Below are 14966 nucleotides of genomic sequence, written 5' to 3'. Positions count from 1 at the left end.
ACGAACAAACCTACCGCCCGGAATGCAGGTCATTCTGTGGATAATCGGGGCCAGAACGGGACGAACTTATTGGTTTTAATAATGAATAACCAACCGATGGGGCGTCTTTATCGTGTGGATAACCTGTTTTTGCAGAAGGGAGTGATCATGACACCGCATGTGATGAAACGAGATGGCTGTAAAGTGCCTTTCAGCTCGGCGCGGATCCAGGAGGCAATCTGGCGCGCCGCAACCGCAGCGGGAGTCGATGACGCAGACTATTGCGCCACCGTCGCAGCAGTTATCAGTAGCCAGATGCAGGATCGCGCGCAGGTCGATATCAGTGAAATCCAGACCGCCGTTGAAAATCAGCTGATGTCTGGCCCTTATAAGCAGCTGGCGCGCGCCTATATTGAGTACCGTCACGATCGCGATATCGCCCGCGAAAAGCGTGGCCGCCTGAACCAGGAGATCCGCGGCCTGGTGGAGCAGACCAACTCGGCGCTGCTTAACGAGAATGCCAACAAAGACAGTAAAGTGATCCCGACCCAGCGCGACCTGCTGGCGGGGATTGTCGCTAAACACTATGCCCGCCAGCACCTGCTGCCGCGCGATGTGGTGCAGGCTCATGAGCGCGGCGAGATTCACTACCACGATCTCGACTACTCACCCTTCTTCCCGATGTTCAACTGTATGTTGATCGACCTGAAGGGGATGCTGACTCACGGCTTTAAGATGGGCAACGCGGAGATTGAGCCGCCGAAATCGATCTCCACCGCCACGGCGGTGACCGCGCAGATTATCGCCCAGGTCGCCAGCCATATTTATGGCGGCACTACCATCAACCGCATTGATGAAGTGCTGGCACCGTTTGTTACTGAGAGTTTTGAAAAGCATCGCAAAGTGGCAAACGAGTGGCAGATCGCGGACGCCGACGCCTACGCCCGCTCGCGCACCGAGAAGGAGTGCTACGACGCGTTTCAGTCGCTGGAGTATGAAGTCAACACGCTGCATACCGCCAACGGCCAGACGCCGTTTGTCACCTTCGGCTTTGGCCTCGGCACCAGTTGGGAATCGCGCCTGATCCAGCAATCGATTCTGCGTAACCGCATCGCAGGCTTAGGTAAAAACCGCAAAACCGCGGTGTTCCCGAAACTGGTTTTCGCCATTCGCGACGGGCTGAACCACAAGTTCAGCGACCCGAATTACGACATCAAACAGCTGGCGCTGGAGTGCGCGAGCAAGCGCATGTACCCGGACATTCTCAACTATGACCAGGTCGTGAAAGTGACCGGCTCGTTTAAAACCCCGATGGGCTGCCGCAGCTTCCTCGGCGTGTATGAAGAGAACGGTGAGCAGATCCACGACGGGCGTAACAACCTTGGCGTTATCAGCCTCAACCTGCCGCGTATCGCGCTGGAAGCGAAAGGGGATGAAGCCGCTTTCTGGAAGCTGCTGGATAGCCGCTTAGCGCTGGCGCGCAAAGCGCTGATGACCCGCATCGCCCGCCTCGAAGGGGTGAAAGCGCGTGTAGCACCGATCCTCTATATGGAGGGGGCGTGCGGCGTGCGTCTGCAAGCGGATGACGATATTGCGCCGATTTTCAAAAATGGCCGCGCGTCGATCTCGCTGGGCTATATCGGCATTCATGAGACCATCAATGCCCTTTCCGGCAATAAACATATTTACGACAGCGAAACCCTGCGCGCGAAAGGGGTGGCGATTGTTGAGCGCCTGCGCCAGGCGGTGGATCAGTGGAAAGAGGAGACCGGCTACGGTTTCAGCCTCTACAGCACGCCGAGCGAAAACCTCTGCGACCGCTTCTGCCGCATCGATACCGCCGATTTTGGCGTGGTCGATGGCGTGACCGATAAAGGGTATTACACCAACAGCTTCCACCTCGACGTGGAGAAGAAGGTGAACCCATACGACAAAATCGACTTCGAAGCGCCCTATCCGCCGTTAGCCAGCGGCGGGTTTATCTGTTACGGCGAGTACCCGAACATTCAGCACAACCTGCGCGCGCTGGAGGATGTGTGGGATTACAGCTATCGGCATGTGCCCTATTACGGCACCAATACGCCGATTGATGAGTGTTATGAGTGTGGTTTTACCGGCGAGTTTGCCTGCACCAGCAAAGGCTTTACCTGCCCGAAATGCGGCAACCATGACGCCTCCCGCGTGTCGGTCACCCGCCGCGTGTGCGGTTATCTCGGCAGCCCGGACGCGCGCCCGTTCAACGCCGGTAAGCAGGAAGAGGTAAAACGCCGCGTGAAGCATCTTGGCAATGGGCAAATGGGTTAAGCCCGGAGATGTGCCCGATGGCGCGACGCTTATCGGGCCTACGGTTGCGCCATACCGGTTTTTGCAAAGCGACTCTGAAGCGATTTCGCAACACAGTTATGGCGGCAAGTGGGAAGCGAAAATGAAATATCACCAATACTACCCCGTCGACATCGTCAACGGCCCCGGCACCCGCTGCACCCTGTTCGTCTCCGGCTGCGTGCATGAGTGCCCAGGCTGCTACAACAAAAGCACCTGGCGGCTGAACTCCGGCCTACCGTTTACGCAGGAGATGGAAGATCGGATCATCGCCGATCTCAACGACATGCGTATCAAGCGCCAGGGGATCTCCCTCTCCGGCGGCGATCCGCTGCATCCGCAAAACGTGCCCGATATTTTAAAGCTAGTGAAACGCATCCGCGCCGAGTGCCCCGGCAAAGATATCTGGGTGTGGACCGGCTACAAAATCGATGAGCTGAACGCCGCGCAGCAGGAGGTTGTGGATCTGATCAATGTGCTGATCGACGGCAAGTTTATGCAGGATCTGAAAGACCCGATGCTGATCTGGCGTGGCAGCAGCAATCAGGTGGTGCACCATTTGCGGTGATGGGGTTACAGGCGGTGAGTGGCGCTGTGGTAAGCGGCCTCTTTTTCACGTTTACCGATCGCCACGACAAACACCGTCACCACGTTGTCCCTGACCTGGTAAATCAGCCGATAGCCAGAGGTGCGAAGCTTGATCTTGTAGCAATCCGGCAAGCCATGCAGCCGGGCCTTTTCAATTCTTGGCTGAACCAGCACCTCTGCGAGCTTCTTTTTAAACTGCGCCTGAACCGTCACGCCCAGTTTTTTCCACTCTTTCAACGCGCGCGGATCAAACACCAGTTCATAGATCATCCAGCCTGACCTTGATCCCTTTTTGCGGGTTCGCCAGGCGCTCTCTGACCACCTCCAGCAGCGCCGCTTCGTCTTCGCTCACCGTTACAGTTTTAACCGGCATGCGGCCATTTTCGGCAACGTATTGAAACAGCAGGCGCACCGCTTCGGTGGGCGTAATGTCGAGTTTCTCCAGCACTTTCCAGGCCTCCTCTTTGAGCTTGTCATCCAGTCGAACATTGAGCGTTGCCATTATGCCTCCGGGCATGTGGGAATGTGTAATGCAATATAGCATTACATTGGCATTACATCCGTTTTTGGATAACCGCTCTCAAAACCGGCTTACGCAGGCCATTGCCACGCGTTGAAAGGTGTCGAAATCGGCGCAGGCGCAGAGCCTGGCGGTGGCGCGTTCGCGCAGGAAGGTGACGAAGATATCGTAGATTGCCATCGCCTCTTCATACTCGCTTTTGCTGATCGCCAGTAAAAAGATGACGTGCGCGGTTTCATCGCCCCAGGCGATGCCCTGCGGGGCCAGCACGGTGTAAACCACGGTTTTCTTTGCCAGCAGGCCAAGGGCGTGCGGCAGCGCGATGCCTTCACCGAGCAGGGTGCTGACAATCGCTTCGCGCTCCACCACCGAATCGAGGAATTCACCATCGACAAAACCCTCCTGCTGTAGCTCGGCGCAGAGGGTGCGGAACAGGGTTTGCTGATCCATCGCCTCATCGATAATGCGAAAGTGGGCGGCGTCGAAATACTTCTTCAGCATCCACGGGCGGGTGCGATCCACCAGCACCAGTTTGCCAATCTGCTCCAGCTGGTAGTCGCTGGGGAACGGCGCGATGGTCACCACCGGTTTATCTTTTTCGCTGATGCGCGCGGTAGAGATAACAAAATCTTCCGCCAGCGTGTCGCACTGCTCGTAATCGCGCAGCGTCACGGTGCGGGTAATGACGATTTGCGGATATTTGCGTGCCAGCACCGCTTCAATCATCCGCACCATCGCATTCCCGGCATCGCACACCAGCAGCACGCGCGGCTGGCGCTGGTAGCCGACGTTGTAGTGCCGCTCCAGCCCGACGCCGATATGCAGCACCAGAAAACCGATCTCGTTTTCGCTGATGGTATAGGGCGTATATTTCCCCCAGCTCGACACCGCCGCCAGCGTCATATCCCACGCCATCGGGTAGTGCTGTTTAATGTTATCCAGCAAGGGGTTAGGGATCATGATCTGGTAGCGAACGCGGGTGATCATGGTTTTGATATGGGTCAGCAGGTCGGCATGCAGCTGCGCATCGCCCTGCAGGTTGTAGTTATAGTGGGTGTTGATATAGCCAAGGATGTAGTTCACCAGCGTTTCGTCATCATCAGCGCTGATGGCGCTGGGCGCCGGATCCTGCACCCGCCGGGCGGCAATATGCACCCGCAGCCAATGCTCCTCCGCCTCTGCCAGCGGTTTGCCCGCCAGCTGCTGCAACGCACTGGCAATATCCCGCGCGGCGTGGTGCACCTGCTCATCACCATCGTCGGCGGTGAACTCTGAGAGCGGAAACCCTTCGCTGATACGCCGCACGGCGACGGCGCAGTAGAGCTGAATAAAGCGATCGCCCTCATCGGTGAGGCGAATATGGTAGCGGCTAAAGCAGTCGTGCAGAAACGGCGCCAGCGCCTCGGGCACGCCCGCGTTAAGCGCATCTTCAGTAATCAGCGGGTTATGGGCGTTGTGCTGCGCCAGTTCCCAAAGCAGATCGGTCAGGCAGGCGCGCAGCGCCATTTCGCTGCCGAAGAGCTTCATGCCGTGGCGCGGCCGGGTCTCCAGCGTCAGGCGGTAGCGGGAGAACCACTCGCGCACCTCGGTCATATCGTTTTGCAGCGTGGCGCGGCTGACAAACCACTCGTCAGCCAGATCCTCAAGCTTGAGCGAAAAGGCCGAGGTGAGAAAGCGCACCACCAGGTAATGCACCCGCTCCGGCCCGGTGCGCGGAATGCGCAGCGCGCGCGGGCGGGTGGCTTGCAGCGCATGATAAAGCGCGGCATCAAGCACCTTCAACTGGTAACCGCTGCCGCGGCTCAAAATAAACTGCGCGCCGTGGTTCTCCAGCAACGCATTGAGCGCAGTGATATCGGCGCGGACGGTACGCGTGGAGACCGACAGCCGCTGCGCCAGCTCATCCTGCGGCAGCGTCTCGTTTTGCAGCAGGCTGAAGAGTTGCGCTAAACGTTGGTTCGGAAATCGCACGTCGTTACCTCATGGTTAAAAGTGCCGGAGATTGCTGATATATATCCAAATAATCAGGCCGGATAACGCCGGTGACAGGCCTTACACCAGCGCTTTAGTCATCATGAGCAGCTGGCGGACATCCGCCGGGCGGGTCTCGCCACTCACCTTATCAATAATTGAACTATAAATGTGCGGAATGATTTTGCTGACGCCCGCCGCCAGCGCGATCTCGACGATCTCACTGAAATTATCCAGATCGATGCCGCCGGTCGGCTCCAGCCAGAAGTCGTGCCGCGCGCAGGCTTCGGCAACGGCTTTGTACTCCTCGCGGCATTGCAGCCCGCCCATCGGGAAATATTTGATTGAGCTACCGCCCATATCTTTCAGCAGGGCAATCGCCGTTTCCACCGGCACAATCGCATCGGCGGCCTGGCTGCTGAGCGGCCCGGTGGAGATTTTCACCTGCCCTGGCGTGCCGGTGGGCGAGACCAGACCATTAACCACCGTCTCATTCTGCCCGAGCAGCGCGCGGCTGGTGCCCACGCCGGTAAAGACCTGATTCACATGCTGCGGCTGCACTTCGCGGGAGATGGCGCTGACCATCGCCGACTGGTTCGGATCGCCCGCGCCGAGGCCGACGGAGAGCGCATTATCGATCCTCAGCGCATACTGGCGCATATCGGCCACCGCCGAGTCGATATCCGGGTAGTTTTTTGACAGCACGCCGACCAGCACATGCCCTTCCGCCGCTTCATAGATGGCGCTGGCGTTATCGATGCTGCCTGCCAGCACGTTCAGGCATACGCGGTCGTGGTAAAAATTGGGGGTCAGTTTCATGGGCGTGGCTCCTTATTCAGTTCCTCGGCGATGCGTTGCGCGATGATGGTCAGTTGCTCAGAACTGACGCTGCGCACATCGGCTTCGATAATCCCTTCATTGGCTTTATAACCGCGAAAATAGATGGCGTACTCGCCCTGTTTGAGGGCATCGACCAGCTCACCGGTGGCGATGCCGGTGACGGCTTCATCAAATTTGATTTCACTGCGGGCGATGTCGCGCCCGGCGCTGTCCCACACCACGCGGGCGCTGACGCCATTAAGATTATTGAGCTGTTCAATAAAGGGCGTCATTTTGGCGACCATCTCCGCCCCGCTCTCCTTTTTCGCGTTGAGATAGTGCTCGATGGCACAGGTGAGGCCAAGAATGCCCTCTTTGCCTACCTTCATCGCGCGGCCAATGCCCGCCGTCTGGCGTTTCACCCACTCGACATACTGCGTTTTGCCAATCACCAGCCCGCTGGTTGGCCCTTCAATCGCTTTCGCGCCGCTGTAGATCACCAGATCGGCCCCGGCGCGGTAGTAGCACTGCAAATCCTCTTCGGCGGCAGCATCGACAATCAGCGGCAGGTTATGTTTACGCGCCACCACGGCGGCCTGCTCGACGCTGAGCATGCTCTTCTGCACGCAGTGATGGGACTTGATAAAGAGGATCGCCGCAGTGCGTGGGGAGATCGCCGCCGCCAGCTGATCGGCGGAGCATTCGTTGGCGTAACCGGCTTCAACTACTTTGCCGCCGCCAAGCGCCACCATCGTGCCGACCGGCGCGCCGTAGTTCACGTTGTGCCCGCGCGGCAGCACGATCTCATTGTTGTCGATCCTTGTGCTGTGCAGGTTCTCCAGCAGCCAGTCGCTCTCTTTCACCAGCACGGCGGCAACGGCTTGCGCCAGCCCGCCCGAGGCGCAGGAGACCACGGTCGCGCCTTCCACATCCAGCAGCTTCGCAATGTAGTCACCGGTTTTATTCACCAGGTCTTTCATTTCGAAGTAGTGGTTCATGCCCTGCAACGCTGCCTCAACCACTTCCGGGCGCGGGGTCGAGACACCGAGCGCCGTCATGCGCCCGGAGGCGTTAATCACCTGTTTTAACTGGTACTTCTCATAAATCGAAGACATGCTCTGCCCTCCCTTGTTCGGTCAGATAGCCCCGGCCCGCGCGAATGGCGGCCAGCGGCGTAAGTAACTGTTCGGCCTGCAAGGCGCTGTTCTCTGCATCGGTGAACAGCACCGGCTGGCGGCGAAGATCGAAAATTGTCAGATCGGCATCGAAGCCCACGGCCAGCCGCCCCTTTTTCGCCAGGCGCAGGCCGTCGGCGGCGTGGTCGGTCACGCAGGCGATTACCTGCGGCAGCGAGAGGCCGATGGCGAGAAATTTGGACATCACGTTCGCCAGCGATCGCACCGGGCCATCAATGCGGTTGCGGCAGTAGATATCGGAACTGATGGTGTGCGGCAAAATGCCGAGGCTGATAGCCTGCTTCGCCACCGCAAAGCTGAAGCTGGCGCTGCCGTGGCCGACATCGAGGCGCACGCCGCGCGTAATGGCGCAGGTCACCGCGGCGCGCAGTTCGCCGCCCGGCGTCAGAATGCGGTTCGGCTTGCCGTTATAGCAGTGGGTGATGATGTCCCCGGCGCTCAGCAGGTCGGCAATTTCATCGAGGTTCGGCGGGTTATTGCCGATATGCACCATCAGCGGCAGATCGCCATTCTCCTGCTGCATCGCCTTCGCGCGCTCCAGCGGCGTGATGCCGTTGTCGCCAACCACGCTGCTGCTCATGCGCGCCTTCAGGCCAACAACAAAATCGGGGTGGCGCTGCACGGCGTCGCGCACGGCGCTGGCATCAATATTGTCGAGGTTCGCCAGCTCGTTCTGCGCAATCAGCCCGACGCGGGAAATATTGAGCAGGGCGTAAACGTCGGTCGTTGCCTGGCGGGTGATGGCGTAGAAGTCATCAATATCATCCGCGCCGGTGCTGCCAGCATCGATAACCGTGGTGACGCCGGTTTCAATCCCGACGCTGTCCGGTTGGTCGTGGTAAATCGGCGAGTTGGGGTAGCAGTGGACGTGGGAGTCGATCCACCCAGCGCTGACATAGTGTTTGCCCGCCAGATCGACGCTTTTCACCGCCGGGCCGCTAATCTCACCAAGTGCGGCGATTTTCCCGTGGCTCAGAGCGATATCCGTTACCGTATCGTCCACCAGACGCGCCCGGCGCAGGAGTAAATCAAACATATCTCTCTCCAGAAGTGACGGGTGCCGCAGCACCCGTATCGATCAGAGTGCGACCGGGAAGATCGCGCCCAGCAACATTGCGCCGAGGATAGCGCCGCCGGTAATCGGCTTTTGCCAGAGGTAAAAAAGCAGCGCGCCCACCAGCGAGCCAATGCCAATCGGAATCGAGGCGGTCATTGCGCTTAAGATAATCAGCGGGCCAAGAAAACGACCGGAAGCGTTACCCGCACCCATCATTACGTCTGCGCCGTAGGTGGAGTCGCTCTGATTAATGGTGAATTTACGCGCCAGAATAATCAGGTAACCAATCGCCAGGCCAATCACCAGCCCGGTGGCCAACGAGGCAACAAAGTTGGCGACCGGGAAGACAAAGCCCGCGCCGAGCAGCAAGGCGGGCACACCAAGGCCAACACCGGTCTGGATCGCGCCGCCAATATCGAGAATGCCGACCAGCGACCCTTCGATAATGCGCGCAAACAGGAAGCTGGCACCGAAGGCGGCGACCGCGCCGTAAACGCCGGTATCCATGCCTGCGCGCAGCATCGAGACAAACGCCACTTCGTTAAACGCGCCGATGCCGTAGAGATAGTACATGTGCGTTCCGGCAAAGACGCCGGAGGAGAGCAGGCCAACGAAGATCGGGAATGACCAGTCGGCGTACCAGAAGCCTTTATTCTCTTCCATTGCAGATCCTTATTTGCCGCTCAGCGAGTTGTGGATGAGCTCCAGCCAGTTCGGCGCGCTCAGGTGGAATGACTCAATCATTTTCAGATCGAAGCCGCGGAAGAAGGCGCTCAGCACAAACAGGGCGACAATGGCGCTCATCATCACTTTGGTGACGCGGTTCCAGCCGCTCTCTTCCACCCCTTTACCGATCAGGATGCCGAGCACCAGGCCCGGTACGGCGTTGCCCATAATCAGCTGCGCCGCGCCGCCGAATACCGTCGCCCAGAAGCCCGATTTTTTGCCCGCGTCGATCGCCGCCAGCCAGAAGATCACCGGCATGATGGTGTTGACCAGCAGGTTAGCGGCCGGTACCAGCACTTTCACGGCGGTGACTTGCAGCGCTGCCGGCACGGAGGAAGCCGTAAGGTTAAGGAAGGTGACGACCACCATGCCGATCACGCCACAGGCAATCGCCATCTTTTTCGGATTGTGCAGGGTTTCGCCGACGTTGCGGTTTTTGACCATCAGCGCCGCCGCGCCCCAGTTCGGGATGATGCGGTGGTCAACGTCCTGGGTGAACGAACCCGCCGCTACCGACGAAGCCCAGGCGTTAAAGAAGAAGCCTAAACCAAAGGAGAAGTGCGACGCCGGATCCCCTTCGCAGGAGTTCAGCTCGCCCAGTGTACGAAATGCGCCCATTCCCTGAGTGGTTGGCGCGTGAAACATGCGTGCAGCCCCGGCGCCCACACCGACGCCGACCAGGCCGCCGATAATGAGCGATTTTATTAGTATGAGTAAGAACATCAGTCTGCCCTCTTCTACCCTGCCAGCAACGCCTGCGGGGTATGCGGTAAGTTAGTGCGTGACGAACTCCACCTTATCGAGATTGATGGCGGTCACGTTGACGGTCACGTCCAGCTCCACGCTGTACGAGCGTCTTTCGCGACGCAGAAAGAGGAACAGAAAGGCCTCTTTGCGCGTCGTTTCCTGCGCCTGAACGACCTGCACATCCTGTGGCTCAATACGCAGTAAAATGTGCGGCGACGCCTTCATCACCGCGGCCTGAACATGGTTCAGCGCGTCAGCAAAGGCGCGCGTTTTGGCGTCGCCCTTGCCCTTCACCCTGACCGTGGTGGTGAACTGTTCTTTCATGGTTATGCGCCGTGTTTTTTCTGCCACGCCTGCACCAGGCGCTCGCCTAACTCTTCTTTATCCATAAAGCCGAAACCGAGTACTTTGCACCCTTCGTTGATGGCGGTGACGCCCTCGTCGATGGAGCGCATGCCGTGTTTCGCTTTATAGCCATATTTGTTCTGCGCGGTGATGGCACCTGCGCCGCCGCTGCCGCAAAAGGAGATGCCGAAGGTGGCGTTTTCCGCGTTCATCACATCGCCAAGTTTCATATCCGCCGCCACGCCCGGTACCACTACCGCGCGGCCGCCCGCTTTTTCGACGCCTGCCGCGACTTTCTGCCCTTTGCCCAGGCGGTCGCCAATCACTACGGTAATCTGTTCCATGGTTTGCTCCTTAAAGGTTCTCTTTTGCCACTTCGAAGTGCACTGACAGCAGCCAGGCCTCTTCTTGCGGGAGATTGCCAAACGCCGCTACCACGTCGTGGGCGAGGCGCATCGATTCAGGCGAGATCTCATCAAACAGGCTGGCATCCACTTCCGGCAGCGGCTCGCCGGTCACCGACCGGTGCGCCATCGCGCGAAGATGGGAGGTCAGCATCTGCTGCTGCACCGCATTCGGCGTGATGTTCTGCGCATGAAGCAAGGTGTAGACCTGCGACAGCATGCGCTCCGCCAGGGTTGCCGTTTGCGCCGCCTGCATGGTCGCATCGTTCATTACCGCTCCGTTATTCACTCGTCGTACCCCGTTGATGGCTCAGGGATAAAGCTAACGGCGCGAAGGCAGAGTTTGTAGCGAGGAGTTTTCCACTTCGAAGTGGAAACCGGGAGGGCGTTAGTGATCTGCGCCACAAAAAAAGCGCGTGGAGGGATTTTTCACTGAACGGCGGTCACAACGTTGGGCGATGAGGGTGGGATTTCATGCCCGATGGAGCAGAAAAAAAGGGGCAAGCGAGAGGAGAAAGTGTGAGGGGGATAAGGTTTGCTTATTGGGGGAGCCGCTGGGGTTACGGAATCGCTGAAACCGCGTAGGCCGGATAAGGCGCAGCCGCCATCCGGCAATGGCGTTTGCATGTGGCTTTGGTGGAATGGTTCCGTTCACCAGGCGTTCGGGAGTTTCATTAATCTCTTATGCGGTGAACGGGATAAGGGGAGCGGCCGTGTATGAACCGGGCACATAGGTAACACTTTAAACCGGGCACATGGGTAACAGGTTATAACGGTACGGTAAACAGCTGACGGAGGTTTACCGTGCCCTGGACTGAGACTGTTACCATGCAACGTTTGCAGTTTGTTGCGGCCTGCCTTGAAGGCAACCTCACGGTTGCCGAAGTGTGCCGCCGCTTTAATATCAGCCGTAAGACCGGCTACAAGTGGCTGGCCCGTTTTTCACCCGATGATGCCACCTCCCTCAGTGACCGTTCCCGGGCCCGCCATCACCAGAACGCAACGTCTGAACCCATGGTGAAGCTGCTGCTGGATACGAAGCAACAGCATCCCCTCTGGGGGCCTGAGAAGATAAGGCAGCGCCTTCTTAACCTGAACATCACCGGCGTTCCTGCCGCCAGTACCATTGGTGAGCTGTTCCGCAGTCATGGTCTGGTTAAAAAACGTAAGCCCCTCACCTTTAAGCCCACGAAGCGGCATGAGCTGCACGCTGCCGTGCGGCCAAACGATGTCTGGAGTGCCGATTTCAAGGGGCAGTTCACCCATGCCGGCGGCCGCTGGTGCCATCCCTTCACGCTGACCGATAACTGCAGCAGGATTGTGCTGGCCTGCGATGCCACCTATACGCCTGATGGCCGGTTTGTTATCCCCTGCCTTGAGCGGGTGTTCCGGGAATGCGGGATGCCGCAGGTGCTGCGTACGGACAACGGTCCTCCCTTTGCCGGGGCCGGTCTGTGGGGGCTGAGCCAGATGTCCGTATGGCTGATTAAATGTGGTGTCCTGCCGGAACGTATCCGGCCGGGTAAACCCACCGAAAACGGAAGACATGAGCGGATGCACCGCACCCTGAAGGATGCGCTGAAGCGACATGCGAAGTTCACTTCTCTTGAGGAGCAGCAGATCTGGATGGATGCATGGCGTCATGAATTTAATGAGATACGCCCCCACAGGGCGCTGGGCGGAAAAACACCCCGTTCGGTCTGGTATCCGTCAGAGCGCATCTTTACCGGCCCGCTGAAGGCAATGCCCGTACCGGATGATGCCCGGACACTGCGTGTCTCATTAAAAGGCGATTTATGCTTTAACAGCACACGGATATTTTTATCAGAAGCGCTGAGAGGAGAATGGGTATGGATGAAGCAGGTCGGGGAAGAGCTGGACGAAATAGGTTTTGGTGAACTGATACTGGCCCGGTACGACAGACGGAATCATCGTATAATCCGGGCCGACTGAAGCAAAAAGTGTCACCCATGTGACCGGTCAGATCTGTAACCCATGTGACCGGTTCATACAGCCGCGCTCCCCTTATCAATCCCCGCGGCCCCGCGAGGAAATCGGTGCTGCGCACTGCGCTCACCTCCCGCGTGCCTGACTGCGGCCGGCTCGACTCGACATCCTGTCTCGGTTCGCCTCTGTCCGCCATCCATGGCGTCCAGACCTTGTCATTCACGCTTCGGTTCGCCGATTTCAGCGGGGGTCAACACCGCCGCTGTGAGACCGAAGGTAAAGGCAATATCGGTGTGGCTGTAGGTACGGTTTGGTAGGCCGGATAAGCGTATAACGCGCCATCCGGCAATTGTGCCGCGGAGATCATGCCGGATGGCGGCTGCGCCTTATCCGGCCTACCACGGCGCATCACCTATGCCGGAAAACGGTATAAAAAAAGAGCCGCGACGGTGAGGTGGCGGCCCTTTCCTGATGGAATTCGGTTAACGGAATTTCTGATGATAGGTGTTGCGGGTACCGGCAATATCCTTCGCTGCGGCCTTCGCCTCTTTCACTTTACCTTCGTTCGCCAGCTTCATCGCGCCGTCGATCTGGGCAATCAAAATATCAAAACCGTGGCGGAAATCTTTCATCTCCGGGCTGTCCGGGGCTTTGCCTTCCAGCTTCGGCGGGGTCTCTTTCTGGGCGTCCTGCGCGGCGGTGCGCATTTTCCCTAACGCCTCTTTCAACTCAGAAGCATCATCGGTTTTCTGCACCACTTTGTAGTTGTTATTCAGCGTTTCCATATCATCTTCAAGGTCAGCGGCAAAGACCGCTGAACCCACAAACAACGACGACACCGCAAGGATCGCTAACAGGTTTTTACGCATTGCTCATTTCCTTTTTTATTATCACGCTTGAAGGCGCAGAACGCCGCGCCACGAATTATTGTCCGGCGATCTTCATCTCCGGCAGCAACACTGAACCACACTGGATGTTGCTGCGCTGTTCGATATCGTCACCGATGGTAACAATATTGCGCCACATATCCTTCAGGTTGCCGGCAATGGTAATTTCGCTCACTGGATACTGAATTTCACCGTTTTCTACCCAGAAACCAGACGCGCCTCGCGAATAATCCCCGGTGATGCCGCTCACGCCCTGGCCCATCAGCTCGGTGACCACCAGACCGGTGCCCATCTCTTTCAGCATCTGCTCAAAGCTCAGGCCGCGCCCGGCGATGCGCCAGTTGTGAATACCGCCCGCGTGACCAGTGCTTTTCAGCCCCAGTTTGCGCGCTGCATAGCTGGTCAGCAGCCACTGCATCAGAACGCCCTCTTTGACGATATCGCGGCGCTCGGTGCGCACGCCCTCGCTGTCGAACGGCGTGGAGGCCAGCCCTTTACGCAGGTGCGGATGCTCTTCAATGGTTAACCACTCCGGCAGGATCTGCTTGCCGAGGTAATCGAGTAAAAAGGTCGATTTGCGGTAGACCGCGCCGCCAGCAATCGCGCCGACCAGGTGACCAAACAGCCCGGTTGCCACTTCGTTAGCGAAAATCACCGGCGCTTTCATGGTTGAGAGTTTACGCGGCGAGAGGCGCGACAGTGTACGGCGGGCGCACTCTTCACCCACCCACTCCGGCGTTTTTAACTCATTGATATCACGGCTAATGGTGTAAGCGTAATCGCGCTCCATATCGCCATTCGCTTCGGCAATCACGCTGCTCGACAGCGAGTGGCGGCTGGAGCAGTAGCTCTGCAACATGCCGTGGCTGTTGCCGAAAACTTTAATGCCATAGTGGCTGTTGAAGCTGCCGCCTTCGGTGTTGCTGATGCGTTTGTCCGCTTTCAACGCCGCCTGCTCGGCGCGTGCCGCCCACTCGATCGCTTCATCGGGGGTCACTTCCGCCGGATGGAAAAGATCGAGATCCGGCGCGTCAAAGGCCAGCAGCTCTTTTTCTGCCACTCCAGCGAACGGGTCTGGCGAGGTGTAGCGGGCAATATCAAGCGCCGCCTGCACCGTGCGGGCAATCGCCTCCGGGCTCAGATCCGTCGACGAGGCGCTGCCTTTGCGGTTCTGGTGATAAACGGTGATGCCCAAAGCACCATCGCTGTTAAATTCGACATTCTCCACTTCACCATAGCGGGTGCTGACGCCGATACCGGTGGTTTTGCTGACCGCCACTTCCGCGCCATCCGAACGGCCTGAGGCCAGATCAAGCGCGGTTGCGACCGCTTCTTCCAGAACTTTGCGCTGTTGTGCCACTTGTGTGATTACTTTCATCGCCAATGCCATAATTAAGGGAGAGAATCTTTGAAGTCTAACAGAGAACCGTTTTTCAGTGCGCGCCTTAACTGGTAACA

General features: G+C 58.3%; 16 protein-coding genes. 3 read left to right on the top strand and 13 right to left on the bottom strand.

From position 1 onward, the window contains the following. The first annotated feature begins 147 nt into the window (after positions 1 to 147). Both nrdD and nrdG read left to right on the top strand, forming a co-directional pair. On the top strand, positions 148 to 2283 hold the full coding sequence (gene nrdD / locus ACWPW2_RS01385; protein ID WP_139966750.1) for an anaerobic ribonucleoside-triphosphate reductase: 2136 nt from the start codon (positions 148 to 150) through the stop codon (positions 2281 to 2283). 121 nt (positions 2284 to 2404) lie between these two features. Further along, positions 2405 to 2869, top strand: coding sequence for an anaerobic ribonucleoside-triphosphate reductase-activating protein (gene nrdG, locus ACWPW2_RS01380; RefSeq protein WP_454123559.1), 465 nt, complete (start codon positions 2405 to 2407; stop codon positions 2867 to 2869). Positions 2870 to 2874: 5 nt separating this feature from the next. Here the strand turns inward: nrdG and ACWPW2_RS01375 are convergent, their stop codons facing one another. The 11 genes from ACWPW2_RS01375 to ACWPW2_RS01325 form a co-directional block, all read right to left on the bottom strand. Beyond that, the gene (locus ACWPW2_RS01375; protein ID WP_454121355.1) at positions 2875 to 3159 is read right to left on the bottom strand and encodes a type II toxin-antitoxin system RelE family toxin; all 285 of its coding nucleotides are present in this window, start codon (positions 3157 to 3159) and stop codon (positions 2875 to 2877) included. Next, on the bottom strand, positions 3149 to 3391 hold the full coding sequence (locus ACWPW2_RS01370) for a type II toxin-antitoxin system RelB/DinJ family antitoxin (RefSeq protein WP_042714051.1): 243 nt from the start codon (positions 3389 to 3391) through the stop codon (positions 3149 to 3151). The genes ACWPW2_RS01375 and ACWPW2_RS01370 overlap by 11 nt, the downstream gene beginning before the upstream one ends. 78 nt (positions 3392 to 3469) lie before the next feature. Next, positions 3470 to 5380: a BglG family transcription antiterminator gene (locus ACWPW2_RS01365; RefSeq protein ID WP_139966751.1), complete on the bottom strand. Its 1911-nt coding sequence runs from the start codon at positions 5378 to 5380 to the stop codon at positions 3470 to 3472. Between the two features lie 81 nt (positions 5381 to 5461). Further along, a complete protein-coding gene (gene dagF, locus ACWPW2_RS01360; RefSeq protein WP_454121354.1) occupies positions 5462 to 6199 on the bottom strand; it encodes a 2-dehydro-3-deoxy-phosphogluconate aldolase in 738 nt (245 codons plus the stop codon). Beyond that, entirely contained in the window at positions 6196 to 7314 is a 1119-nt protein-coding gene (locus ACWPW2_RS01355; RefSeq protein WP_454121353.1) for a DgaE family pyridoxal phosphate-dependent ammonia lyase, read from the bottom strand. Before ACWPW2_RS01355 ends, dagF begins: the two co-directional genes overlap by 4 nt. Continuing rightward, positions 7298 to 8431 (bottom strand): amidohydrolase/deacetylase family metallohydrolase, encoded by a 1134-nt coding sequence (locus ACWPW2_RS01350; RefSeq protein WP_454121352.1) that lies wholly within the window; start codon positions 8429 to 8431, stop codon positions 7298 to 7300. Before ACWPW2_RS01350 ends, ACWPW2_RS01355 begins: the two co-directional genes overlap by 17 nt. Before the next feature lie 42 nt (positions 8432 to 8473). Beyond that, entirely contained in the window at positions 8474 to 9115 is a 642-nt protein-coding gene (locus ACWPW2_RS01345) for a DUF4310 family protein (protein WP_023480214.1), read from the bottom strand. A gap of 9 nt (positions 9116 to 9124) precedes the next feature. Then, positions 9125 to 9901 (bottom strand): DUF4311 domain-containing protein, encoded by a 777-nt coding sequence (locus tag ACWPW2_RS01340; protein ID WP_023480218.1) that lies wholly within the window; start codon positions 9899 to 9901, stop codon positions 9125 to 9127. A 51-nt stretch (positions 9902 to 9952) separates the two neighbouring features. Further along, complete coding sequence (locus ACWPW2_RS01335; RefSeq protein ID WP_023480238.1) at positions 9953 to 10249, bottom strand: DUF4312 family protein; 297 nt, start codon at positions 10247 to 10249, stop codon at positions 9953 to 9955. A gap of 2 nt (positions 10250 to 10251) precedes the next feature. Then, positions 10252 to 10614, bottom strand: coding sequence for an SFCGS family glycine-rich protein (locus ACWPW2_RS01330; RefSeq protein WP_023480243.1), 363 nt, complete (start codon positions 10612 to 10614; stop codon positions 10252 to 10254). 10 nt (positions 10615 to 10624) lie between these two features. Continuing rightward, positions 10625 to 10963: a glycine dehydrogenase gene (locus tag ACWPW2_RS01325; RefSeq protein ID WP_071789532.1), complete on the bottom strand. Its 339-nt coding sequence runs from the start codon at positions 10961 to 10963 to the stop codon at positions 10625 to 10627. 515 nt (positions 10964 to 11478) lie between these two features. On the opposite strand from ACWPW2_RS01325, the gene ACWPW2_RS01320 reads away from it, so the two are divergent. After that, complete coding sequence (locus ACWPW2_RS01320; RefSeq protein ID WP_454121351.1) at positions 11479 to 12627, top strand: integrase core domain-containing protein; 1149 nt, start codon at positions 11479 to 11481, stop codon at positions 12625 to 12627. Between the two features lie 476 nt (positions 12628 to 13103). On the opposite strand, the gene cybC is transcribed toward ACWPW2_RS01320, so the two are convergent. Further along, on the bottom strand, positions 13104 to 13490 hold the full coding sequence (gene cybC, locus ACWPW2_RS01315; RefSeq protein ID WP_454121350.1) for a cytochrome b562: 387 nt from the start codon (positions 13488 to 13490) through the stop codon (positions 13104 to 13106). Between the two features lie 55 nt (positions 13491 to 13545). Further along, complete coding sequence (gene pmbA, locus ACWPW2_RS01310; RefSeq protein WP_277173948.1) at positions 13546 to 14898, bottom strand: metalloprotease PmbA; 1353 nt, start codon at positions 14896 to 14898, stop codon at positions 13546 to 13548. Positions 14899 to 14966 lie beyond the last annotated feature (68 nt).

This window comes from Kosakonia sp. Marseille-Q7440 (assembly GCF_965119485.1).
Note: the sequence above shows the minus strand (reverse complement) of the source record. Positions and strands in the feature narration are given on the sequence as shown.

Coding starts and splice junctions, on each gene's coding strand:
- nrdD (WP_139966750.1), top strand. CDS start 148: ATGACACCGCATGTGATGAAACGAGATGGCTGTAAAGTGCCTTTCAGC.
- nrdG (WP_454123559.1), top strand. CDS start 2,405: ATGAAATATCACCAATACTACCCCGTCGACATCGTCAACGGCCCCGGC.
- ACWPW2_RS01375 (WP_454121355.1), bottom strand. CDS start 3,159: ATGATCTATGAACTGGTGTTTGATCCGCGCGCGTTGAAAGAGTGGAAA.
- ACWPW2_RS01370 (WP_042714051.1), bottom strand. CDS start 3,391: ATGGCAACGCTCAATGTTCGACTGGATGACAAGCTCAAAGAGGAGGCC.
- dagF (WP_454121354.1), bottom strand. CDS start 6,199: ATGAAACTGACCCCCAATTTTTACCACGACCGCGTATGCCTGAACGTG.
- ACWPW2_RS01355 (WP_454121353.1), bottom strand. CDS start 7,314: ATGTCTTCGATTTATGAGAAGTACCAGTTAAAACAGGTGATTAACGCC.
- ACWPW2_RS01350 (WP_454121352.1), bottom strand. CDS start 8,431: ATGTTTGATTTACTCCTGCGCCGGGCGCGTCTGGTGGACGATACGGTA.
- ACWPW2_RS01345 (WP_023480214.1), bottom strand. CDS start 9,115: ATGGAAGAGAATAAAGGCTTCTGGTACGCCGACTGGTCATTCCCGATC.
- ACWPW2_RS01340 (WP_023480218.1), bottom strand. CDS start 9,901: ATGTTCTTACTCATACTAATAAAATCGCTCATTATCGGCGGCCTGGTC.
- ACWPW2_RS01335 (WP_023480238.1), bottom strand. CDS start 10,249: ATGAAAGAACAGTTCACCACCACGGTCAGGGTGAAGGGCAAGGGCGAC.
- ACWPW2_RS01330 (WP_023480243.1), bottom strand. CDS start 10,614: ATGGAACAGATTACCGTAGTGATTGGCGACCGCCTGGGCAAAGGGCAG.
- cybC (WP_454121350.1), bottom strand. CDS start 13,490: ATGCGTAAAAACCTGTTAGCGATCCTTGCGGTGTCGTCGTTGTTTGTG.
- pmbA (WP_277173948.1), bottom strand. CDS start 14,898: ATGGCATTGGCGATGAAAGTAATCACACAAGTGGCACAACAGCGCAAA.